This is a genomic window from Kitasatospora sp. NPDC056327 (assembly GCF_042261735.1).
In the GTDB taxonomy this organism is placed as follows: Bacteria; Actinomycetota; Actinomycetes; order Streptomycetales; family Streptomycetaceae; genus Kitasatospora.
The window spans coordinates 26,243-48,976 of the sequence record NZ_JBHJRC010000011.1; the positions used below are offsets into that span (position 1 = coordinate 26,243).

20 protein-coding genes and 1 CRISPR repeat array are annotated in these 22,734 nt (G+C 74.6%); of the genes, 7 read left to right on the top strand and 13 right to left on the bottom strand.

The genetic code is table 11. The features are described from left to right. Positions 1–68: 68 nt before the first annotated feature. Entirely contained in the window at positions 69–1,064 is a 996-nt protein-coding gene (locus ACFCX4_RS03290; protein ID WP_376138462.1) for an alpha/beta fold hydrolase, read from the top strand. Between the two features lie 153 nt (positions 1,065–1,217). On the opposite strand, the gene ACFCX4_RS03295 is transcribed toward ACFCX4_RS03290, so the two are convergent. The 6 genes from ACFCX4_RS03295 to ACFCX4_RS03320 form a co-directional block, all read right to left on the bottom strand. Next, positions 1,218–1,613 carry a GntR family transcriptional regulator gene (locus tag ACFCX4_RS03295; RefSeq protein WP_376138464.1) on the bottom strand — a complete coding sequence of 132 codons (396 nt, stop codon included), beginning with the start codon at positions 1,611–1,613 and terminating at the stop codon, positions 1,218–1,220. 53 nt (positions 1,614–1,666) lie between these two features. Then, positions 1,667–2,641: an ABC transporter permease subunit gene (locus ACFCX4_RS03300; RefSeq protein WP_376138466.1), complete on the bottom strand. Its 975-nt coding sequence runs from the start codon at positions 2,639–2,641 to the stop codon at positions 1,667–1,669. Then, the gene (locus ACFCX4_RS03305) at positions 2,638–3,582 is read right to left on the bottom strand and encodes an ABC transporter ATP-binding protein (protein ID WP_376138468.1); all 945 of its coding nucleotides are present in this window, start codon (positions 3,580–3,582) and stop codon (positions 2,638–2,640) included. Before ACFCX4_RS03305 ends, ACFCX4_RS03300 begins: the two co-directional genes overlap by 4 nt. 278 nt (positions 3,583–3,860) lie before the next feature. Continuing rightward, positions 3,861–5,348 (bottom strand): VWA domain-containing protein, encoded by a 1,488-nt coding sequence (locus tag ACFCX4_RS03310; protein WP_376138520.1) that lies wholly within the window; start codon positions 5,346–5,348, stop codon positions 3,861–3,863. A gap of 107 nt (positions 5,349–5,455) precedes the next feature. Then, a complete protein-coding gene (locus tag ACFCX4_RS03315; protein WP_376138470.1) occupies positions 5,456–6,328 on the bottom strand; it encodes an AAA family ATPase in 873 nt (290 codons plus the stop codon). Between the two features lie 243 nt (positions 6,329–6,571). After that, entirely contained in the window at positions 6,572–7,246 is a 675-nt protein-coding gene (locus ACFCX4_RS03320) for a Tat pathway signal sequence domain protein (protein ID WP_376138472.1), read from the bottom strand. A 487-nt stretch (positions 7,247–7,733) separates the two neighbouring features. Here ACFCX4_RS03320 and ACFCX4_RS03325 point away from each other — a divergent pair, with 487 nt between their 5' ends. The 4 genes from ACFCX4_RS03325 (at position 7,734) to ACFCX4_RS03340 (ending at position 11,680) form a co-directional block, all read left to right on the top strand. Beyond that, a complete protein-coding gene (locus tag ACFCX4_RS03325; RefSeq protein WP_376138474.1) occupies positions 7,734–8,459 on the top strand; it encodes a TetR/AcrR family transcriptional regulator in 726 nt (241 codons plus the stop codon). Positions 8,460–8,696: 237 nt separating this feature from the next. Continuing rightward, positions 8,697–9,353, top strand: a complete 657-nt coding sequence (locus tag ACFCX4_RS03330) for a DUF6230 family protein (RefSeq protein ID WP_376138476.1) — start codon at positions 8,697–8,699, stop codon at positions 9,351–9,353. 38 nt (positions 9,354–9,391) lie between these two features. Then, positions 9,392–9,946: a DUF6114 domain-containing protein gene (locus tag ACFCX4_RS03335; RefSeq protein WP_376138477.1), complete on the top strand. Its 555-nt coding sequence runs from the start codon at positions 9,392–9,394 to the stop codon at positions 9,944–9,946. Between the two features lie 408 nt (positions 9,947–10,354). Then, the gene (locus ACFCX4_RS03340; protein WP_376138479.1) at positions 10,355–11,680 is read left to right on the top strand and encodes a globin domain-containing protein; all 1,326 of its coding nucleotides are present in this window, start codon (positions 10,355–10,357) and stop codon (positions 11,678–11,680) included. Positions 11,681–11,737: 57 nt separating this feature from the next. On the opposite strand, the gene ACFCX4_RS03345 is transcribed toward ACFCX4_RS03340, so the two are convergent. After that, entirely contained in the window at positions 11,738–13,171 is a 1,434-nt protein-coding gene (locus ACFCX4_RS03345) for a selenium-binding protein SBP56-related protein (RefSeq protein ID WP_376138481.1), read from the bottom strand. A 147-nt stretch (positions 13,172–13,318) separates the two neighbouring features. Then, positions 13,319–14,278, bottom strand: a complete 960-nt coding sequence (locus ACFCX4_RS03350; protein ID WP_376138483.1) for an alpha/beta hydrolase — start codon at positions 14,276–14,278, stop codon at positions 13,319–13,321. Positions 14,279–14,507: 229 nt separating this feature from the next. Between ACFCX4_RS03350 and ACFCX4_RS03355 the strand changes: the two genes are divergently transcribed. After that, positions 14,508–15,440: a spermidine synthase gene (locus tag ACFCX4_RS03355; protein ID WP_376138485.1), complete on the top strand. Its 933-nt coding sequence runs from the start codon at positions 14,508–14,510 to the stop codon at positions 15,438–15,440. Positions 15,441–15,624: 184 nt separating this feature from the next. Continuing rightward, complete coding sequence (locus tag ACFCX4_RS03360; RefSeq protein ID WP_376138487.1) at positions 15,625–16,461, top strand: class I SAM-dependent methyltransferase; 837 nt, start codon at positions 15,625–15,627, stop codon at positions 16,459–16,461. 405 nt (positions 16,462–16,866) lie between these two features. Then, a CRISPR array of direct repeats spans positions 16,867–18,608; the repeat unit is 29 nt; unit sequence GGGACCATCCCCGCGCGGGCGGGGAGCAG. A 101-nt stretch (positions 18,609–18,709) separates the two neighbouring features. Here the strand turns inward: ACFCX4_RS03360 and cas2e are convergent. The 5 genes from cas2e to cas7e all read right to left on the bottom strand — a co-directional run bounded on the left by cas2e (position 18,710) and on the right by cas7e (position 22,704). Then, positions 18,710–19,057 (bottom strand): type I-E CRISPR-associated endoribonuclease Cas2e, encoded by a 348-nt coding sequence (cas2e, locus tag ACFCX4_RS03365; protein WP_376138489.1) that lies wholly within the window; start codon positions 19,055–19,057, stop codon positions 18,710–18,712. Further along, positions 19,054–19,971, bottom strand: a complete 918-nt coding sequence (gene cas1e / locus ACFCX4_RS03370; protein WP_376138491.1) for a type I-E CRISPR-associated endonuclease Cas1e — start codon at positions 19,969–19,971, stop codon at positions 19,054–19,056. The genes cas2e and cas1e overlap by 4 nt, the downstream gene beginning before the upstream one ends. 71 nt (positions 19,972–20,042) lie before the next feature. Beyond that, positions 20,043–20,750 (bottom strand): type I-E CRISPR-associated protein Cas6/Cse3/CasE, encoded by a 708-nt coding sequence (cas6e, locus tag ACFCX4_RS03375; RefSeq protein WP_376138492.1) that lies wholly within the window; start codon positions 20,748–20,750, stop codon positions 20,043–20,045. Next, entirely contained in the window at positions 20,750–21,505 is a 756-nt protein-coding gene (gene cas5e / locus ACFCX4_RS03380; RefSeq protein WP_376138494.1) for a type I-E CRISPR-associated protein Cas5/CasD, read from the bottom strand. Before cas5e ends, cas6e begins: the two co-directional genes overlap by 1 nt. Beyond that, a complete protein-coding gene (gene cas7e / locus ACFCX4_RS03385; RefSeq protein WP_376138496.1) occupies positions 21,502–22,704 on the bottom strand; it encodes a type I-E CRISPR-associated protein Cas7/Cse4/CasC in 1,203 nt (400 codons plus the stop codon). The genes cas5e and cas7e overlap by 4 nt, the downstream gene beginning before the upstream one ends. Positions 22,705–22,734 lie beyond the last annotated feature (30 nt).

The window sequence follows — 22,734 nt, forward strand, 5'->3', positions numbered from 1 at the left end:
GGGTGGGAGCGAACGGCCGGACGCCGTCCGTCCGGCCGGTTGACGAGCCGTCGACCAGGAGGGGCCGCATGACCAAGCAGGCGTACGGACGGATCACGCACCGTCACATCGAGGTGAACGGCGTCCGGTTGCACGTCGCCGAGCAGGGGGAGGGGCCGCTGGTCCTGCTGCTGCACGGCTTCCCGGAGAGCTGGTACTCCTGGCGGCACCAGTTCGCCCCGCTCGCCGAGGCGGGCTACCGGGTGGCCGCCGTCGACCAGCGCGGCTTCGCCCGCAGCCAGCAGCCGGAGTCGGTCGACGCCTACACCCTGCTCCACCTGGTCGGCGACGCCGTCGGACTGATCCGCGCCCTCGGCGAGGAGACGGCGGTCCTGGTCGGCCACGACTGGGGCGCCCCGGTCGCCTGGACCACCGCGATGCTCCGCCCGGACCTGGTGCGCGGGGTGGCCGGCCTCAGCGTCCCGCCGCTGCCGACCCTCGGCCCGCCGCCGCTCGCCGACGCGGGGGAGCGGTTCGGCGACGGCTTCTACCAGATCTACTTCCAGCGCCCCGGCGTCGCCGACGCCGAGCTCGCCCGGGACCCGCACAGCACGTTCCGCCGCATGCTGTACGGCGGTTCCGGCGACCGCCCGCGTCCGAACGGACCCACCGTCTGGGTGGTGGGCGAGGGACAGGAGCTGCTGGACGTCCTGCCCGAGCCGGAGAAGCTGCCCGACTGGCTCTCGGAGGCCGACATCGAGGCCTTCGTCGCCGACTACGCCGAGCACGGCGAGCGGGCGTTCACCGGCGGCCTCAACTGGTACCGCAACATCGACCGGAACAACGAGCTGCTGGCCGGGCTCGCCGGCCGGCCCGTCGAGGTGCCCGCCCTCTACGTGGTCGGGGACCAGGACCTGGTCGGCGCCATGATCACGGAGGACGGGCTGCGCGCGCTGCTCGCGCACCTGACGCCCAGGCTGCACCGGCACGTCACCCTCCCGGGCGTCGGCCACTGGACCCAGCAGGAGAGCCCGGCCGAGGTCACCGCCGCGCTGCTCGACTTCCTCCGGCACCTGGACGGCTGAGGCCGGGTCGGACGACCGGGCGCACGGAGTGCGTCACCGGCGGTGACCGTCGTGGAGGAGGCGTCCGCGACGGTCACCGCCGTGCGGGCCCGGGGCCGCCCGCCCGTCCGGCCGCGGCCCCGGAGCGGACCGTGGCCCCGGAGCGGGCCGCCGTCAGCCGTCCGGCCCGGACGGGAACGCCGCCGCGTGCGCCGCCAGGAAGAGCGCGGTGACCTCCTCCGCGTCGAGCCCACGGGCCCTGGCCTCCTCCATCCAGGCGGCCAGCGCGGCCCGGAGCGGGGATTCGGGCCCCTCCTGAGCGGGGGCCAGGGTGCGGGTGATGAAGGTGCCGGCCCCCTGCCTGACCTCCGCCAGCCCCGCGCGTTCCAGCTCCCGGTACGCCTTGAGTGTCGTGTTCGGGTTGACCTTGGTGTCCGCGGCGACCTGAGCGGCCGTCGGCAGCCGGTCCCCCTCCGCCAGGGCGCCCATCCGCAGGGCCTGTTCCACCTGCTGCACGATCTGGAGGTACGTGGCGACCCCGCTGCGCCGGTTGATGCGGAACACGACCATTCTTCACACCTCCCGTTTCGTTTCTGCCGGAACCATACGCGTGTCCCGCACGCCTACGGCTTCGTGGACGCCCGCCACAGCGTGACCGCGGTGAGCGCCGCGGCGGCGGCGAGCAGGAGGCCCGCGCCGGTCCACTGCATCGCCGGCATCTGGTCGAAGTCGAGGTACTTGATGACGTCGTTGACGATCCCGTGCTCCTGAAGGCAGGCGTCGCTCGCGGCTTCCGTGGACTTGTTGCACGTCCCCCAGCCGTAGAGGCGACCGTCGGCGGAGCCGATCCACCTGTCCAGCTCGTACGGGTCCGTCAGCTGTTCGCGAATGCCGCCGCCCTGCGGGTGGCTGTACATCCGGGACGGCGCGAGGTGGGTGCGCAGCATTTCCCAGGCGATCTGGAACGCCATCGCGAAGGCGAAGGTGATCGCCATCGCCGGGAGGAGCCGGCGCACCAGCAGGCCCGTGGTGACCCCGGCGGCGGTGAGGAAGAGGCACAGGGCGGGGAGCACGGGACCGGTGTGGTCGAAGACCGTCGGGTCGTACCACCGGCCCGGGAACACCGTGCGGTAGGGCTTCCACAACCAGGTGAAGAACGCCGAGAGCACCGTACCGGCCAGCAGCGCCGTGCCGTAGCACCAGGCCAGCTTGACGGTGAGCCACCGGCGCCGGGACACCGACTGGGTGGTGACCAGCTGCAGGGTGCCGCGCTCCTGGTCGCCCGCGATCAGCGGCGCACCGAGGAAGACACCGAGGAGGACGGGCAGCATGGCCAGGGCGGTGACGGTGAGGTCGATGCGCCCCATCCCGGGCACGGGCAGCGGTGGCTGCTCGTCCGGCCAGCCGAGCGAGTCGAGGACCCCGGCCAGCTGATGGCGCTGGTGGACCATCCAGGCCGAGCCGAGCACGACCGCGACGGCCACGGTGATCAGGGCCGCGCGGTGCTGGCGCAGGACGAGCCAGTTCAGCCCGCCCAGCAGCCGGCGTCCGGGCCCGCGGGTGGCCGGGCGGGCCTGGTCGGTCAGGGTGGTGCTCATGCGCTGAGGGTCCCTTCGGCGTCGTACGGGGCGCCGGGTGCGTGCAGCGGAGGCGCGCCCGGCGAGCGCAGGTGTGCCAGCAGCACTTCCTCCAGGTTGGGCTCCGCCACCGCCCATTCGGGGCGCAGCGGTCCGTCGGGCCGGATCAGCGCCCGGAACTGCCGTCCCTGGACCCGGTGTTCGACGACGGTGTGCGGGGCCAGGGGGGCGAGCGGATCGCCGTCGGGGACGAGCCCGGTCACCAGCAGGTGGGCCGGGACGATGGCATCCGTGTCACCCGCCAGCCGGACCCGGCCCTCGGCGAGGACCAGCAGGTGGTCGCACATGTCCTCCAGCTCGGACAGCAGGTGGGAGGACATCACGACGGTGATGCCGCGCTCCGCGGCCTCCGCCATCATCAGGGCGCCGAGGTCGTGGCGGGCCAGCGGGTCGAGGTCGGCCATCGGTTCGTCGAGCAGCAGCAGGTCGGGCCGCTTGCCGAAGGCGAGGGCGAACGCGACCCGGGTGTGCTGGCCGCCCGAGAGGGTGCCGATCCGGGCGCTCTTCGGGATCCGGCCGGCCTCGACGATCCGTTCGGCCGCGGCCATGTCCCAGGCCGGGTTGAGCTCGGCGCCCAGGCGCAGCGTCTCCGCCACGGTGAACCCCTTGAACAGCGGTTTCTCCTGGCCGAGGAACGCGGTTCGCGGCCTCGTCGCGGGATCGCCCACCGGGACGCCGAAGAGGAGCAGCTCGCCCTCCGTCGCCCGGAGCTGCTGGGTGGCGAGGCCCAGGAGTGTGCTCTTCCCCGCGCCGTTGGGGCCGACGAGCCCGCAGATCCGTCCGGCCGGCAGCCGGAACGAGCAGTCGCGCAGTGCCCAACCGCGGCGGTAGCGCTTCCCCAGGCCGCGGGCTTCGAGGGCCCAGGCGTCGGGCGAGCGGCCCGGAGTGAATGCGTCTGCCATGCACACACCTTCAATTCCACTAGTCAATTAATGGAATCATGGTCTTGATGGTCGACGGGTGTCAAGGCAGGTCACGAGGGGCCGGTGGCCGTTCGGGTGACGGGCCCCGGCGGGGCAGGAGTCCCGGAGGGGGAGGAGGCCCGGGGTCCGGGCTCGCGTGGCCGCCCCTTTCCGGTTGTCGGCGCGTTCCGGTGGCTGTCCCGGGAGTCGGCGTCCCGGGAGTCGGCGTGCCGGGAGCGGGCGGCTCCGGAGATGCGGTGCCTCCGGAGCCGCCGTCCTCAGACCGGGAGGAGGCGGGCGACGAACTCGCCCAGCCGGCGGGCGTTGCGGCAGCAGTGCATCCCGACCACCCCGGCGTAGACGGGGGCGGCGGAGTCGCCGGTGCCCCAGAGCGAGGGCTGCTCCGGGTTGAGCCAGTGCACCCGGCCGGCCCGGGCCGCGATCAGCCGGAGGGCGGGCAGGTTGGGATCCCGGTGGTTGTTCCGGGCGTCGCCGAGGATCAGCACACTCGTCCGCGGGCCCACCGCGTCCAGGTGGTGGTCTGCGAAGCCGCCGAGGGCCGAGCCGTAGTCGCTGTTCCCGTGGTGGCCCGTCACCTTCGCCTCGGTGAGGATCCGCCGGGCCAGGGCGGCCGGGTCGCCGCCGCCGCGGGTGAGCAGGTCCGTCACCTCGGCCGTGCGGTTGACGAAGGCGAACACCCGGACCCTGCTGAACTGGTCGCGCATCGCCTGGACCAGCAGCAGGGTAAACCCGGCGAATCCCGCGACCGAGCCGGAGACGTCGCAGAGCAGGACCAGCTCCGGCCGGGCGGGGCGGCGCAGCCGGTACGCCGGGCGCAGCGGCACCCCGCCGGTGGACAGCGAACGGCGCAGGGTGCGGCGCAGGTCGATCCGCCCGCGTGCCGCCCGGCGCCGGCGGGCGGCCAGCCGGGTGGCCAGCTTCCGGGCCAACGGGTGCACGGTTCGCCGCAGTTCGAGGAGCTGGTCGTGGCCGGCAGCGAGGAAGTCGATCCGGTCGGGGCTGGGCGCGACGGCCCGTTCGGCGACCCGCTCGGTGCCGCGCAGCTCGGCCGCGCGCCTGCGGGCCTCGGTGGCGACCATGGCGCGGAAGCCCTGGATGCGGCGGCGGATCTCGTCGGGGAGCAGGTGGTCGGCCGGGTCGGGAGCGGCGGTGCCGCGGTCCCCGGCGCCGGCGCGCAGGGCCGCCAGCACCCGGGCGAGCAGGGTCTCCGGCGCCAGCCGGCCCAGGGTCTGGTAGGCCGACCAGCCGTCGGAGCCGGTGTTCCCGGGGCCGCCGGCGGTGCCGTAGCGGCCGAAGCGGGCCACCGCCTCGCCGGCGAGCCGGGCCTGGGCGGCCCGGTCGTCAGCGGCGAGTGCGGCGGCGAGCCGGGCCCGGAGGTCCTCGCGCAGCGCGGCGAGGTCCGGCGCGGACGCCGGGTCCAGGAGGTCCGGGAGGGCCGCGGCCGGATCGCCCGCCGACGGACCGCCCGCCTCGGGGCCGCCCGCGCCGGCGCGCGCCGCGTCCGCCAGGAGGACGGCCCGGCGGACGGCCTCCGGGTCGCCGACGCCGAGCGGGAAGAAGAGGTCGAACGTGGCGTCGAAGACCGCGCGCCGACCGTCGGAGCGCAGCAGGGCGGCGGCCAGCCCGGCCCGGACCTGCTCGCGGTCGGCCAGGCCGAGGACCTCCAGGACGGCCGCGGCGTCGACGGTCTCGGCGGGGCCGATCGGCAGACCGTGGACGCGCAGCGCCCGTACGAAACCGGTCAGCCGCGCGGCGAGGTCGGCGGGGCCGGCGGGGCGGGCACGGTCGTCGGGGCCGGCGGGACCGTCCGGTTCCGCGGTGCCGGCGGAGGGCCCGGCGGGCGGCGGGACGGTCACGCGAGGGTGAGCTTCCGGGCGGCCGTCAGCACGTCGTCCTGGTGCTTGAGGACCACCCCGAGGGTGGCCCGGACGACCGGCTCGTCGAGGGTGTCGGCGCCGAGGGCGAGCAGGGTGCGGGCCCAGTCGACGGTCTCGGCCACCGAGGGGGCCTTGCGCAGCTCAAGCGCCCGCAGCGCGCCGACCACCCGGACCAGCGACTCGGCCAGCGCCGCGTCCAGGCCGGGCACCCGCAGCCGGACGATCCGGCGTTCCAGCTCGGCCTCCGGGTAGCCGAGGTGGAGGAAGAGACAGCGCCGGCGCAGCGCCTCGGAGAGCTCCCGGGTGGCGTTGGAGGTGAGGAGGACGAAGGGGCGCCGGCTCGCCGTGATGGTGCCGAGCTCGGGCACGGTGACCTGGAAGTCGCCGAGCACCTCCAGCAGCAGCGCCTCGACCTCGACGTCGGCCTTGTCCATCTCGTCGACGAGCAGCACGGTCGGCTCGTCGCCGCGGATGGCGGTGAGCAGCGGCCGGGGGAGCAGGAACTCCTCGCCGAAGATGTCGGTGCGCGCCTCGTCCCAGCCCTCCTCGCGCCCGGCGGTGATGCGCAGCAGCTGCTTGGCGTGGTTCCACTCGTACAGGGCACGGGACTCGTCGATGCCCTCGTAGCACTGGAGGCGGACCAGCCGGGCCCGGCCGGTCGCGGCGACGGCCTTGGCGAGTTCGGTCTTGCCGACGCCGGCCGGCCCTTCGACGAGCAGCGGCTTGCCGAGCCGGTCGGCGAGGAAGACGGTGGTGGCCACCTCGGTGGAGGCGAGGTAGCCGGCCTCGGCCAGCCGGGCGGCGGTGTCGGCCACCGACTCGAAGAACTGCGTGCCCTCGCCGCCCATGCGTGCCCCACATCCCCGTCGTCCGGCGCCCGCCGCCGGTGTCCGCTCCCGGTGCGTGCCGCCCGGTGCCTGTGGTCAGCACCCTACCGGTGGGTCACTTCGCTGTCCCGGGTACGGCGGGGGCGGCCGGAACCGGGCCTTCGAGTGCGGGCGGGACACGGCGCGGGCAGGACGCGGGCGCGGGCGGGCCCGGCCGGCGGCCGGAGCCGCCGGCCGGGCGTCCGGCCGGTTCTGCGGGGCCGCTCAGTTGACGTAGACGTGCGGGCTCCCGGCCACCGAGCTGTCGCGCACCGGGCCGTAGGTCGCGCTGAAGTACCCGGTCGGGAAGCAGGTGCTCGGGCCGGAGACCTTGGGGAGGGCCTGGGCGCCGAAGCCGATGGTCTGGCCGGTGTTGCCGGTCGTGCCGCTGATGCCGGCCGCGGCCCGGTAGACGCAGGTGATGGTGCCGAGGACGGTCCGCAGCACCACGGTGGTCTGCAGCGGACCGGCGGCGGTCGGGTCGAGCGAGACCGGGTTGCCGGGCGCGTCGCTGACCGCGTTGGTGTAGGGGAGGTTGTTGACGGTGATGCTCTGCACCCCGGTCACGCCGATCACGTTGGCGGTGCAGGAGCCGAAGGTCTGGGTGTTGAGCCGCTCGGTGGCGACGCCCGGGGCGGCCGGGTTGCCGGTGACGGTCGCGGAGAAGGAGGAGGCGGCGCACTTGATGCCGCTCGTCCCGGTGGCGCTGGAGTAGAAGGTGGCGTAGCCGCCGGCCACCAGGTCGGCGGTGAGCACGTCGCCGACGGCGACGTCCGGGCCGCCGGGGGCGGTGTGGGTGAGCACGGCCGGGCCGGCGGCCCGGGCGGGGGCGGCGGTGCCGGCGGCCAGCACCGCGGCGGCGGCGAGGACGGCGGTTCCGAGGGTACGGCGGATGCGCATGAGGGTGTGCCTCTCCGGGCGAGTCGGGTGGGGGCCCGCGCGGCGGGTGCGAGGGTGCGCGCGGCGGCGTCGGCCGCGGCGGGGCCGCGACGGGTGGGGTGGTGCGGGGGTGGGGCGCCGCGGACGGCGACTCGGCGGGCCCGGCGCCACGGGCCCGCCCGTACGGGCTGCGTACCGGCGGCACGGCGCCGCGCGGCGGGTGCGGTGCGGCCCGGTCCGGCCGGGGCCCGGTGGGGGCCGGGCGCGGCCGGGTACGGCCGAGCGGTGTCGGTGCGGTGTCGGTGCAGGGGTGGGGCGGGGGTGCGTGCGGCGCCGGAGGGGTGCCGCGGGGTGCACGTCGGCGGCTGCCACCGCCGGGCATGCGTTCGCCATACTGAGCAGTCGGAACGCGTGCGGGCTTCCGGCGGCGGGCGCCGCGAATTGGAAACCCGCCAGAGTTGTAAACCGGATCTCGCGTCAATGTCAAGGCGAAGCACAGGAGTTGGCGATGGAACCGGAGGCTCGTCGGAGCGCCGACGCGGTCCTGCTGCCCGGCGCGCGGCCCGGGCGCGACCCGGCCCGGTCGATCAAGCGCGGTCCGAGCCGGCTGCCGCCGGGCGTGGTCGCCGCCACCCAGCGCGAGCGGCTGCTCGACGGCCTGGTGCTGACGGTCGCGCAACACGGCTACCAGCGCGCCACGGTGAGCGACATCTGCCGCGCCGCCGGGGTGACCAGGCCGGTGTTCTACGAGCTGTTCACCGGCAAGGAGGACGCCTTCCTCGCCGCCCACCGGCACGGCACCGCGGTGGTGGTCCGGCGGATGGCCGCGGCGTTCGCGGCGGCGCCGGACTGGTGCACCGGCATCCACGAGGCGCTGCGGGCGATGCTCGCACTGCTGGCCGGCGTGCCGGCCTTCGCGACCACCGCGGTCATCGAACTGGACGCGGTCGGGCCGGCCGGGCGGCGCGAGCGCGATCAGCTCCTCACCCGTTTCCGGGCCTTCTTCGCCGAGGTGCCCGGACTCCCCGGCGGGGTGGCGGCGGACGCGGTGGTCGACGCGGTGGTCGGCGGCGTGTACTCCACCCTCCAGCGCTGCGTGGACGCCGGACGGACCACCGAACTCCCGGAGCTGCTGCCGGCCCTGAGCCTCTTCTGCCTCGCGCCCTTCCTCGGGCCGGCCGAGGCCGCGCGCCGTCTGGGTCTCACCGCGGACGGGGCCGTGAACCGGCCGTGAACCGGCCGCGAACCGGGCTGCGGCCCCGTCCGAGTGGTGTTCCGGAGCGCGCGATGATCCTTCGTGCACCCGTATTGACCCGGTCAATACTCGGCAGTAGCTTTCCGGTTACCCACCGCGGTCCGACCGTTCCGCCCCGCTGCCGAGGGGTGGTCCCTCCCGGTCGTGCCGCGGAACGCTGTCCGCGCCAGGACAACGTGCCAGTGCCTGCCCGTCCCACCACCCGAGGGAGCACACATGGCCACGTCCGAGGACGCCGCCCCCGCCGCCGGCGACACCACCGGCACCGGAACACCCGCCCGGCGCGGCGGCCGGGTCCGGCTGAAGCGCACCGCACTGATGGCCGTTCCCGCCGCCGTCGCGGGCGCCGCCCTGATGGCCCTGACCGCACAGGGCGTGCTCGCCGCCCAGTTCGCCATCTCGGGCATGCCGTTCACCGTCACGGCGGACAGCCTCGACGGCGTCGGATTCGAGCAGTTCGGCAGCCTGGACCACATGATCGAGAACAGTCCCAACAGCGGGGACACCGGCGGTCAGGTGCTCGTCGCCGTCTCCGCGATCAAGGAGGCCTCCCTCACCAGGCTCTGCCAGAGCGTGGAACTCGGCGGCATCAACCTGCTGATCAAGGCCGGCGACGCCGGAACACCGGTCACCGCGACCGACCTCACCACCGACTCCGATCTGCTCACCGGCGACGCCGAGTTCAGGAACATCGAGATCGGCGGCGACGCGAGCACCTTCACCAAGGCCGGGGTCCGGGGCCTGCCGGGCGTCTTCGGGCAGCAGGCCGACACCGTCAGGATCCGCAACCTCCGCCAGCACAACTACGCCACCACGGCGGGTGCCTTCAAACTGCCCAACCTGCGGCTGAGCTTCAGCTCCGAGGGCTGCTGACGGTGGGCCGGCCCGAACCGGACCCCGGAGCCTCGCCGGTGGCGCGCCCCGGACCGGTCGCCGGACCGGTCACCGGACCGGAGACCGGACCGGAGACCGAACCGCTTCCGGCCGACGGGACCGCGGCCGGTCCCCGGCCCGAGGTGCCCGCCGGGACGCCGGTCGAGGTGCCGGCCGGGCGCCGCTCCCGGTGGGCCCGGGGCGACTGGCGGGGGCGGCGGCCGTTCTGGGGCGGGGTACTGGTGCTGTTCGGCGGCGCGGAGATCCTCTTCACCCTGCGCGCCCCGCTGCCCGTCGTGCTGCACATCGGGCTCCAGGGACTGGCCGGCTACCTCGTCCCGTCGGTCATGGTGATCTGCGGCCTGCTGATCCTCTTCAACCCGGCCCAACGGCTCTTCTACTCGGTCCTCGCCGTGCTGGCGTCGCTGGGCAGCTGGCTCACCTCCAACCTGGGCGGCTTCCTGATCGGGATGCTGTTCGGCGTGGCGGGAGCCTGCCTGACGTTCGGCTGGCTCCCCGACCAGCCCCCGCGCCGCCGTCTGCTGCGCCGGGGGCGGGCCCGCCGGAAGGCCGCCGGCCCGGCCGGCGCCTGAGGCGGGCCGGCGGGGCCGCGACGGGCCCCGTCGTGCCGGTTCCCGGTTCCCCGGCACCCCCGACCCCGGGGAACCGGGATCCCGGGGTCCGCGGACGGCGTGCCCGGGCGGCCGGGGGCCCGCCCGCCCCCGGATCCGCCCCGCCCCCGGATCCGCCCCGGCCCCGGATCCGCCCCGGCCCCGGGGTACGCCGTCGACGGGCCGGTGGTCCCCTTCCCGGGGGCCGTTCCGGTCCGGTGGTCCCTGGCCACCCGGGACCACCGGCCCTACCCGGGGCCCCGGACGGGACCGTTTACTGGACCCGCCACCGGCCCGGGCCGTCCCCTGCCCGGAACCGGGCCGGTGGTCGTCCGATGAGTGAACATCCTTGGTACGGAAGGCAACTGACTGCTGGTTAGGGTTCTGCTCATGGAGATCAGCAGCACCACCACCGAGTACGACCGGTTGATCGCGCGTCACCACGCGATGCGCCTGCGCCGGCAGATCCTCGCGCCCGCGCAGTCCTTCCCCACCGCACCTGTCGGCGCATCCGCCGGCCACCTCGCCGGCACGGGCACCGCGGGCGGCTACGGCGACGGCGGGTACGGCGACGGCGGCTACGGAAGCGGCGGCCACGACGCCGCCGCCGACCAGCGGACGATCCGGGACGGCCTCGGCCCGGTCACCCCGTTCGCCGGCCTCATCGACCACCTCTACGCGTTCATGTTCCGCCGCCGCCCCTACCTGCGCGCGCTCTTCCCGGACTCCATGGAGTTCCAGCAGGCCCACCTGGAGCGGATGTTCGACCACCTGATCGAGAACCTCCACGACCCGGTCCGGCTCTCCGCCACCCTCAACCGACTCGGCCGCGACCACCGGAAGCTGGGCGTCCGCCCGGTCCACTACGAGGCCTTCGAGGAGGCGCTCCGCGAGGCCCTCCGGCACCGGGCGGGTTCGCGGTGGAACGCGGACGTCGAGGGCGCCTGGGTGCGGATGCTGCGCTTCGCCGTCCGCTCGATGGTCGACGGCGCCGAGTCCGCGCTCACCGAACCGCCCTACTGGCACGCCACGGTGGTCGGCCACGAGCGCCGCCGCCCCGACCTCGCGGTGCTCCGGGTGCGCACCGGCGAGCCGTACCCGTACCGGGCCGGACAGTACGGCACCGTCGAGCACCCGATGCTGCCGCACACCTGGCGGCAGTACTCGATGGGCTGCGCGCCCCGTGCCGACAACGAGCTGGAGTTCCACGTCCGCCGCACCGGGCCGGGCGGCGTCAGCGAGGCCCTGGTCGAGCACACCGCGGTCGGTGCGCGGCTGCGGCTGGGCCCGCCGCGCGGCACCCTGATGCCGGAGGACGGGACCCGTGACCTCCTCCTGGTCGCCGGCGGCACCGGACTGGCCCCGATGAAGGCGATCGTCGGGGAACTCGTCGAGCACCGCCCGCGCGGGCGCCGGGTCCACCTCTTCGTCGGGGCCCGGGCCCGGGCCGACCTCTACGACTGGCCGGCCCTCGCCGAACTCGGGGGCCGCAAGCCCTGGCTGGAGCTGATCCCGGTCCCGGACGACGCGGCGGGCGGCCCGGCGGGCGTCGGCGGCCGGCTGGCCGAGGCGGTCAGCCGGGCCGGCGACTGGTCCGAGCACCTGGCCTGCGTCAGCGGTCCGGCGGGCCTGGTCGACGAGGTCCGCGCCCGGCTGGCCGCCTCCGGCCTGCCGGCCGCGCGGATCCACCACGACCCGGTGCTCGGCCGGTTCTGAGCACCGGGCTCCGGTCCGGCCCGGCCGCTGACGCCGCCGGTTCCGCCGGCGTCACCGCTACCGGTAGCAGTAGGAGTCCGAGGAGGCGTCCCCGCCCGCCAGGTGGGTCTGGTGCACCCGCAGCCCCCGGAACTCCTCGCCGTGCGGGAAGAACCGCGGGTCCACGGTCAGCCCGCCCGCCTCCGGGTCGGCGTCCAGCTTGACGATCCACGGCTCGATGCCGTCGGGGTAGAACTGGTCGTCCCACGACCCGTACAGCGAGTTGGTGAGGTAGAGCCGCCGCCCGTCCCGGCTGATCTCGACCATCTGCGGCGCGCCGCTCAGCGGCCGGTCCGGCTCCGACGGGTGCGGCGTGCGGGCCGTCACCCCGCCGAGCCGCACGGAGCCGGTCAGCCGCGGGTGGAACGGGTCCGCCACGTCGTACTGCAGCAGCTCGCCGGTGCCCCAGGCCGAGACGTACAGCCAGCGGTCGTCCACCGACAGGTTGATGTCGGTGATCAGCGGCGGCACCGCGCCGAACGGCTGCAGGACCGGCGGCAGGTCCTCGGCCTTCGCCGGCTCGGCGGGTATCTCGATCACCTTGCGCGCGGTGAACGCCTCGCCGTCCCGGTACCAGAGCCAGACCGAGGCCGAGAGGTCCTCCACGTTGGTGACCACCCCGGCGAACCCCCACTCCGCCTGCGGGTCGTGGGCCGGGCGCAGCTCCAGCACCATCTGGTACTGGTCGCCGAGGTCGATCCGCTGCAGGTGCCGCCCCGAGTCCAGCTCCCAGAAGTGCAGCGCGTGCCCGTACTTGCGGCCGAGCAGCAGCTCCGGCACCACGCCGTCCTCGACCATCCACGGGGTGCCCCACTCGCTGGTGACGCCCACGTTGGTGCCCAGGTGCCACCACACGTCGTAGGAGTAGTTCTGCGGTCCGCGCTCGGTCTCCCAGGGGCGCAGCACGTCGAAGGTGGTGTGGTCCAGCAGCGCCACCCCGCCGGGCCCGTCGCCGCCCGCCGCCGCGCCCAGGCAGGACAGGAACACGCCGTCCGGCCCGCAGTGCAGGGTGTGCGGGCGGGAGTACCCGGCTCTGGCCGCCAGCTCCTCGGCCTCCACCGTCTTCACGAGTCTCGGGCGGACCGGGTCCGGTTTGGTGTCCAGCACGTGCAGCCGGGACGACCGCAGGCCCGGCAGCAGCAGGAACCGCCGTTCGGGGTCGTGGTGGCCCACGTGCGCGAGCGCGCTGGAGCACGCGTTCCAGCCGAAGTGGTGCAGCTCGTCACCGAGCCCCGGCATGTCGGTCAGGTTGAGCACGCGCCCGTAGGTCGGCGACGCCGGGTCGGTGTCGACGGTGATCAGGGCGTCCGGCCGCTGCGCCGACCGGTCGAACCCGGCCACGTAGGCGAGCTTCTCCGGCGGAGCGGCGATCGCCTCGGCGGGCGTGCGGTACAGGGAGGGATCGCTGTGTCCGGGCTGCCGGTCGTCCTGCGGGCCGTGTCCATGCGTCATGCTGGCTCCTCAACTCGCCTGTTCGGCAAGGGAAGTGACAGGGGCCCGGGTAGCCTTCCACAGATTCGCGGGCGCACAGCAGGCGCACGGGGAGCGAGTGGGGGGCCGGGGGCGGCGCGCCCCGGCCCCCCACGGGGACCAGACGGTTCAGGCCACCGTGAGCGGGAAGTAGGCGCCCAGCCAGCGGTCGAGTTCGTCGAACACCTGGGCGCGGGCGGTCTCGCCGGACAGCACGAGGTCGTGCATGCCGCCCTTGATCCGCACGATCGTCACGTGGCGCCCCAGCCGGGGGCCGGCCGCCGCGATGTCGTCGGCGCGCAGGACGGCGTCCGCGTGGTGCAGGGCGGCGTGCCAGCGGGTGGTGGAGATGGAGGCGGTGGACGCCATCAGCAGCACCGGCACGTCGATCCCGAGGCCGCGCCGGACCTCCCGGTGGCCGCGCTGGACGGCGGCCAGCCAGCCCGCGAAGAGCGGGACGCCCTCGGCCGGCTTCAGCCTCAGGTCGAAGTCCCACTCGCCGCGGAAGTCCCGGTGCAGGCTGTGCACGTAGTGCGGGTTGAGGGCGGAGGGCAGCACCCGGGTGGGCGCGATCCGGGCGATCGCCTCCAGGGCCGGGGCGCCCAGGGTGCGGACGGCGGGGGCGGCCGGCATGGAGAGGAACGGGCTGTTGAGGAAGAGGCCGTCGACCAGGCCCCGTCCGGTCCGGCGCCCGGCCCACAGGGAGGCGATCAGACCGCCGGTGGAGTGACCGTTGACCAGCAGGCGGCCGTGGCCGTCCTCCTGTCGGATGATCCGCACGGCCTCGTCCAGCTCCTCGTCGTGGGTGGCGAGGTCGCGGACGAAGTTCGGCGAGTGGTGCGGGCGCAGCGAACGGCCGTACTTGCGCAGGTCCAGCGCGTAGAAGGAGAAGCCGGCGGCGGTGTAGTGGTCGGCGAGGTGGGTCTGGAACCAGTAGTCGTTGTACCCGTGGACGTAGAGGACGGCCCGGTCCGAGCCGGGGACCAGCCGGCGGACCAGGGTCGCCGAGACCTCGCCCTCCTCGTCGGGCCGCAGCGGCAGCTCGGCCGCCTCGTAGGGGGCACCCAGGACGTCTTCGCGGAACTCCATGGTCACTCGCACCCAATCTCTCGGTCTCTTGCGGCTCTGCCGATCTCGTACTGCTCCGGGCGGGCGCCGCCGCGGCGGGCCGGCGCTCCGGTCCCCGGCGGTCCGTCCGGTCCAGCCGGTCCGCCCGTGCCGCCCGTGCCACCCGTGCCGCCCGGTCCGGCACCATGACGATACCGGCCGGTAGCCTCCGGCGGGACGGCGACTCGGACCGGGCGCCTATGCTGCGGACATGCCCGAAACGCCCGACCCGCCCAGACCGCCCGCCCCGCCCCACGGCGCCCCCGCCCCGGGCCCGGTCCACCCGGTCGGCGACCCCGTGCCGGTGGCGCGCCGCACCGACCTCGGACGGGCCAGGCTCCTCCCCGACGTCGACCACGACGGCGGCTGGCTGCTCACCCTGGACGACACCCCGCAGTCCTACGTCGACCTCGGCGACCCCACCCACCTGGAGTTCGAGTACGTCCAGCGCCTCGGCCACCTCGTCGACGCGCTCGCCGAGCCCGGCCGCCCGCTGGACGCCCTCCACCTCGGCGGCGGCGCGCTCACCGTGCCCCGCTACCTGGCCGCCACCCGCCCCGGATCGCGCCAGCGGGTCGTGGAGGTGGACGGCCCGCTGCTCGCCCTGGTCGAGGAGCACCTGCCGTGGCACGGACCCGGTGTCGACATCACCGCCGAGGCCGGCGACGCCCGCACCGCCCTCGCGGCGACCGCCCACGCCGCACCCGGCTCGCTGGACCTCGTCGTCGCGGACGTCTTCCACGGCTCGCGGACCCCCGCCCACCTCACCTCGGTGGAGTTCCTGCGGCTCGCGGCGGCCGCGCTGCGCCCGGACGGCTGCTATGCGGCGAACCTCGCCGACGGCCCGCCGCTGGCCTTCGCCCGCGCCCAGGCGGCGACGCTGCGCGCCGTCTTCCCGCAGGTCTGCCTGATCGCCGAGGCGCCGGTGCTGCGCGGGCGGCGGTACGGCAACATCCTGCTGGCCGGCTCGGCCGGGCCGCTGCCGGTGGCCGACCTCGCCCGGCGGCTGGCCGGCGACATCTTCCCCGCCCGGCTGACCGAGGGCGCCGACCTCGCGGCCTTCACCGCCCGCACCGCGCCGGTCACCGATGCCACCGCCACCGACTCCCCACCGCCCCCGGACGGCGCCTTCAGCGTCGGCTGACCGGGGCCGGACCGGGGCGGCACCGGGGACACATCGGGCCGCGCCGGGCAGCGCCTGCCCGCTCGGGCCGTCGCAGGCCCCGTGCGCCGGGTACCCCGGCGTGCACCGTGTCCGCGCGCCCGCCGGTGTCAGAATCGGCGGGTCCGCGCGGGGACGCCCCGCCGACCACCCGAGGGAGCGAACGATGGACAGCGTGGAGTGGCCGGATCCGGCGGCGGTCCCCGAGACGGCCCTGTGGACGCTCTGGCAGCGCGCCGTCGAGGCCCGCCGGCCGGACGCCGTGCTCCGCGACCCCAAGGCCGTCGAACTGGTCGGCCGGATCGACTACCCCTTCGCGGAACGCTTCGGCACCAGCGGCCTGCAGTCCCAGCTCCAGGCGCTGCGGGTCGCCTGCTTCGACCGCGAGGTGGCGGACTTCCTCGCCCGCGAACCGCGCGGCACGGTCGTCTCCCTGGGGGAGGGCCTGGAGACCCAGTTCTGGCGCGTCGACAACGGCCGCGCGCACTGGCTCGGCGTCGACCTCCCCGAGACCACCGCCGTGCGCGACCGCCTCCTCCCGCCCGGCCCGCGCCGCCGCCACCTGGCCGCCGACGCCACCGACCTCGCGTGGGCCGCCGAGGTCGACCCCTCCCGCGCCGTCCTGATCACCGCCCAGGGCCTGCTGATGTACCTCCCCCCGGCCCGGGTGAAGGCCCTGATCGCGGCCTGCGCCGAGCGCTTCCCCGGCGCCTCGATGATCCTGGACGCCGTGCCGCACTGGTTCGCCCGCCTCTCGGTGAGCGGCCGGCTGCGCACCCACGGCTACCAGGCGCCGCCGATGCGCTGGGCGATGGACGCCGCCGAGCGGGACAAGCTCCGCACCGCGAGCCCCGCGGTGGCGTCCGTCCGCGACGTCCGCCCCACCGGCGGACGCGGCCTCCTCGGTGCCCTCCTCCCACCGGCCCTGACGGCCCCCCGGCTCGCCGCCCACCGCCCCTCGGTCACCGTCCTGACCTTCGCCGACCGCCCCGAACCGGCATAGCCGAGCGGATGCGCCTATCGGCTGGAGTACCGCGGCTCCCGGCCGCCCGGAGCCCGAGACATTGGCCACTCCCGCACTGAGGTGGTGGGTCTGCACGGAATCAACGGCCGGGCCATCTCTCGGTCATGATCGACACCTCGGAGGCGATTACTTCTCGCCTGGTTCGGCGAGGCGCTCACGGGATCGACCACATCTGTGACGGAGCTCCCGCAGCTCCACGTCCCGGCCGTCCGCCTCGACTCGAAACACCTTGAGATCGCTCACCCAGTCCCCTTCGCACGATCGCACGAAGGGGCAATCGGAGCCCATGAGTTGGCTTGCGGAGGGGCTGACTCGGGCCGCTGCATCGAGACCTCCCCAGGCGAGGGGGCAGTCGGGTGTGTCCTGGATCCACTCGCTGGCGGAGGGAGCATCCCCGCGCGGGCGGGGAGCAGCTCTCCGCCAGCATCGGCGCCAGCCGCACGATGGGACCATCCCCGCGCGGGCGGGGAGCAGGCCACGACAGCAATTCGGAACCAGTCCCAATGGGGACCATCCCCGCGCGGGCGGGGAGCAGGCGCAGGTACGGGGAGACGTCGTCGGACATGCGGGACCATCCCCGCGCGGGCGGGGAGCAGTGGTTCACGTTGTTGCCGACGCGGGAGGCCTGGGGACCATCCCCGCGCGGGCGGGGAGCAGGCGCGATGTCTTCCTGTCGTCCATGAGTCGCAGGGGACCATCCCCGCGCGGGCGGGGAGCAGGTCCGAGTACCCAGCAGGGGAAGCCAACGGAGGGGACCATCCCCGCGCGGGCGGGGAGCAGAAGAAGCCCAACGACAACACCTCCGCCCGGCTGGGACCATCCCCGCGCGGGCGGGGAGCAGAACCGGCGATCTCGCCCGGTCCGGGTCCGTGCGGGACCATCCCCGCGCGGGCGGGGAGCAGGCCTTGTCAGCCTCGGTCCACGCCCGCAGCAGGGGACCATCCCCGCGCGGGCGGGGAGCAGGCCCTCCAGGTCGGCCGCGAGGACGGCGGCCGGGGACCATCCCCGCGCGGGCGGGGAGCAGTACGTCACCGCGGCCGCAGCAGCAGCGTCCGCGGGACCATCCCCGCGCGGGCGGGGAGCAGGGCACACCCAACGGAGGCCTGGCCAACGCCGAGGGACCATCCCCGCGCGGGCGGGGAGCAGGAGGACGACCTCTACCCGGACGTCCGGCCCGCGGGACCATCCCCGCGCGGGCGGGGAGCAGGTACCCGGTGAGACTCCCGAAGATGTTGGCGCCGGGACCATCCCCGCGCGGGCGGGGAGCAGAACGGCCCCTACTCGGTGGGCGACACGGTCCAGGGACCATCCCCGCGCGGGCGGGGAGCAGGACTCCGGCACCAGCCCGACCACGGGGAGCTTGGGACCATCCCCGCGCGGGCGGGGAGCAGCGGGCCGTCAGACCGCATCCGGCGTCCTTCAGGGGACCATCCCCGCGCGGGCGGGGAGCAGCCGAGGCGGGTGAGCACGGATTCGCGGCGGGCGGGACCATCCCCGCGCGGGCGGGGAGCAGGCCGAGCGCGCGGCCCGGGTCACGGAGCTGGGGGGACCATCCCCGCGCGGGCGGGGAGCAGTCGACGACCCGTTCAAGGGTTCGGACGACGCCGGGGACCATCCCCGCGCGGGCGGGGAGCAGTCGTCGCCGAGCGAGCGGACCCCGCGTTCCCCGGGACCATCCCCGCGCGGGCGGGGAGCAGAACGTCGGCGCGGTCGTGGCGCGGACGGCGGCGGGACCATCCCCGCGCGGGCGGGGAGCAGTTCTCCCGGACGTCGTTGGCGGACAGCCAGCCGGGACCATCCCCGCGCGGGCGGGGAGCAGAAGCAGGGCCGCTACGTCGTCGCCTCCCCGGAGGGACCATCCCCGCGCGGGCGGGGAGCAGCGCGACCCTCTACCTGCCCACCCAGGTGTGGAAGGGACCATCCCCGCGCGGGCGGGGAGCAGGCCGCGACGGCCGACGGCAACGGCCGGCCCCGGGGACCATCCCCGCGCGGGCGGGGAGCAGGCGGTACTCCTCCGCGGCGAGCGGGGCGAGGCGGGACCATCCCCGCGCGGGCGGGGAGCAGGCCGTGCTCCGCGCACCACTGGCGGACGCGCGGGGGACCATCCCCGCGCGGGCGGGGAGCAGTCTCTGTGAGCTGCGGGTTCATCAGGGTTGGGGGTCGAGTTGTGCAACTTCTTGAGAATCGGTCATAACAGCTATATTGCGCATCCTGGTCAAGAAGGTCCCTATCGCCGGGCCATGCGGCGTTTGGCGGCTTTGCTCCAGCCGGGCTTCGGGTTGCCGGCTGTTGTGGGCGGGGGAGTCGACGGGCGGTGGATCAGGGTCAGGCCGTCGTGATCCCTGGCCTGCCAGTTGTGGTCGTGGGTGCGGAAGGTGAAGCCCTGCTCGGTGTCGGCGGTGTGGACCAGGAGGGCGCGGCCTTGGCCGGCGTAGGTCTGGACTTCGGCCCACAGCAGGTCTCGGATGCGGGCGGAAGGGGTTCCGATGAAGACGCCGGCGGAGATCTCCAGAAGCCAGCGGGTGAGGAGTCCGCGGAGTCCTGGCGGGCAGTTGGTGAGGACGATGACGGTCACCAGGTACCGTCCCCGGCCCAGTTGGTGCCTGCCGCGAGGTGCGTGCCGTGGTCGGACTGCAGGGTCACGCGGTCCGCATCACCGCTTGTCTCGGCCTCAGGTACGAGCAGGCCCTTGATGTCACCGACGATGCGGTCGAGCAGTTGCAGCCGGTGGATACGGTCCCGTAGCGCACGCCGGGTGGCCGGGCCGGCGTCCTCGGGATCGGCGGCAGCGACATCGAAGGCGACCGGGATGCCGATCTCGGTCTTGTAGAGGTCGGCGATGTCCAGGATGAAGGACAGCTCGTGCCCGGAGTGGACGAATCCGAGGGCGGGGGAGCAACCGAGCGCGGTGACGACGGCGTGGCTGATGCCGTACATCGCCTGAGAGGCCGCGGTGATGGCCTGGTTGACCGGGTCGCCGGAGGTGAAGTCGCCCGGAGTGTAGCGGCGTCCGCGCCAGGGGACTCCGGTTCGCTGGGCGTTGCGGCGGTAGCAGTCCTTGACCCGTTGGCCCTCGCGGCCGAGGAGTTCGCGTCGGGTGAGCCCGTCCACGTCCTCGTCGGGGAAGCGGAGCCGGTACATGGCCCGGGCGACGTCGAGTCGGGTGCGGCGGTTGGCCCAGGCGTGGGCGTGGGCCTCGGCGAGGGCGGCCGAGCGGGACAGCGCTCGGCCGCCGGCGTAGTAGCGCACGCCGTGTTCGCCGACCCAGGCGACGCCGGTGCCGGTCTCGCCGAGCAGGCTCATGGCCTGGTGGGTGATGCGGGTGCCCGGTCCGAGCAGCAGGGTGCCGATCGTCGCGGACGGGATGTGGGTGGTGCCCTCGGCGTCCTCGGCGGTGATCGCGTTCGCGTCGCGGTGGACGAGGCAGCGTTCGAGGTGGACGAAGGAGAGCCGGTCGCCGGCGCGGGCCAGCTCCGACGGGGTGCTCACGGCTCTGCGACCGGCGCTCACGGCGTGCTTGCTCCTGAGGGGTGCGAGGTGGTCAAGGAACGGCTCGACGGCTACTGCGCCGGCGCCAGGGTCATCAGGCCGCACCCGTACGCCTTGGCCTTGCCGAGGCCCTGGGTGAGGATCCGGCGCAGCGCGTCGGCGTCGGTCACCTCCAGCCGACCGTCGTAGGTGACGGTCTTGACGGTGACGGGCTGCTTGGATCCGCCCTTGCGGAAGTCCAGCGATCGCTGGTCGTGGACGATGACCTGGTGGACGTCCCCGTGCTCGGTGTGTCGGCGCTCGGCCGGCTTCTCCTGGACGCGGAAACCTCCTGCCTCCTGGCGGTCGAGGAGCCAGCTGATCTGGTGGGCGGCGGTGACATGGGGCGTGCGTTTGACCGGCTGGCCGTCGCGTACGCGGACGTGGTGCACGGGGTTCGCCGTGAGCCGGAAGTTCCAGACGCTGCCCTTGTCGAGACTGTCCAGGAACCGCGCGTAGTCGTACGTCTGCCAGCCAGGGGGGCCGGCGGCCGCGGCCGCGGGCCAGCCGGCCTGTTCGACCAGGTGGGTCAGGTCGGGGCGGTCAGGGCTCACCACGTACAGCTGGAGCTCGGCTGCGGCGTTGCGGTCCAGGCGCCACAGCACCCTGGGCCGGTCGGTCGCGGTGGGCAGGGCGTGGGGGAAGGAGGACATCACCGCCGCGTGCAGGGACTGCGGCGAGGCGACGAGCCGCCGCGTGCCGGGGCGTGCGGCGTTGAGCCGGAATCGGGTGAGGTACATCAGGCGGGGTCCAGGTGGCTGGTCGGGTCGTGCGCTGCGATGCGCTGCGCCGGAACGTCCTGCGCCGGTGCGGGTCGGGGTGTCCGGGCACGGGGGTTGCTGACGGTGACGGTGGAGGTGTGGACCGGGCGGAGCGCGTACCGGCGGTGCCGGGGAGCGAAACTGAGAGGCTGGTCGCGCAGTACGGCACCGGGCGATGCCGTACCGGCCGCGGCTTCGCCGAGGAGGGTCAGCGTGACGTGCTGCTCGCCGCCGCGCCGGAGCTGGTACCACTCGGAGGCCCGCCACGGCTCGGCGCCGAGGACGCCGGCCGGGTCGTCGCCCGGGTGGACGCCGAGTTCTACCGGGTGGGCGGGCGGGCAGGAACGCCGTCCCAGGTAAGGCAGGTAGACCGGTCGCAGCAGCGCCTCGTGCAACCGTGTCACCAGCGGGTCCTCGCCCGCCACGGCGGCGAGGAACACGGCGTCGGCGAGGTAGTAGCGCTCCGAGAGCGGCATCGACTCCCCGGTGTCCGGATCGCGGGCGGTTTGGAAGTCCCGGATCCGGGTGCCGGGTTGGTCGATGCGGACGGCGAACCGAAGGCGCGCGAGCTGCGCGAGTGCGGCATCGTCGTCCCGGGCGACACCGAGGGCTGCGGCCAGGAGGCCGACCACGCCGCTCTTGGTCGGGGCGCTCTCGGTGCTCCGGCGGGCGAAGCGGGCGGTGGCCCCCCACGACTGCAGGGGGCCTGCCAGCTTGAGCGTCAGGACACTCATCCCTGCTGCTCCAGCCGCTCGGCCACGGCGGCGCCGACGAGGTCGACGAGCTGCGTGACGCTGGGTACCTCGCTGCCGAGATCGGCGACCTTGCGGGTGGCCGGGCCGACCCGGAGGACCCAGGTGGCGGTGGACTCCGCCCCGTAGGCGCGCTCGATGTCGGGGACGTAGTCGACCAGCCGCTCGCAGGCGGCCTCCAGGTAGCCGCCGAACTCGTCGGCAGCCACCGGCCGTTCGAAGGCGGAGACGAAGCTGATCGGGCGGGTGGAGCGGACCTTGACGATCACGACGTCCGGCAGGGTGTGGTTGCCGAAGGTGTTGATCTTGCCGGTGGGCAGGGAGGAGACGAAGCCGTCCAGGAACACCTCGACGGCGCGCCGTACGGGAGTGGCCGGGGAAGCGCCCTCGCCGAGGCCCCGGCCGAGGTTCTCCTGGAGGCGGTCGACGTCCACGGCGGCATAGCGGTACAGCGTCGCGGAGTTGAAGTCGACGGTGCCGATCATCCCGGCGCCGCTCTCCTCGGCCGAGCTGCGGTCGTCCACGGCCGTGAAGTAGTCCGACTCGTTCTCCACCCGGTGCACGCTCAGCGCGTGGGCGACCTGGGCGGCCGCGTCGACTTTGATGTCGGTGGCGTTGGCGACCATCCGGCCGAACAGGGCGATGTCGACCGAGTGCCTGGTGTTGGCCGCCTGCTTCGACCGGTCCTTGTTCTTCCTGTCCTTCAGGAACGCCTTGATGTCGGTCGAGCCCTCGACGGCGAGGTCGGCCAGACCGTCGACCTGGCGGTCGCTCAGGAACATCAGGTAGGAGGCTTGCGGCGTCTCCGCTCCGTCTCCGCCCTCGTCCTCGGCCGGCTTGGCGCTCTTGCGCTTGGGCGGCTCGATCTTCGCCCCGGTGGCGGCCTGCAGGATCTCGACGGCGAGTGCCATGGCCGGTGCGTCCGTGAGGTCCGGGCGCTTGGCGGTGATCCGCTGGGCCAGCAGCTCGGCGACCTGCCTGGTGCGCACGCCGAGTTCCTGCGGGTCGAGCGCCTTGTTGAAGTGCTGGCGGGCGGCGCGCTTCCACGCCTGGCTGGAGACCCTGGCCCGGGTGACTCCACCGTAGACGGCGGACTTGGGTGCCCCGGTGTCGTCACGGTTGATGTTGCTCGGCGGGACGGTCTGGAGCGCGTGGATCTCCACGATGGTACGGCTGGTCATGATGCGTCCTCGAAGACGTTCCGGTGAGAT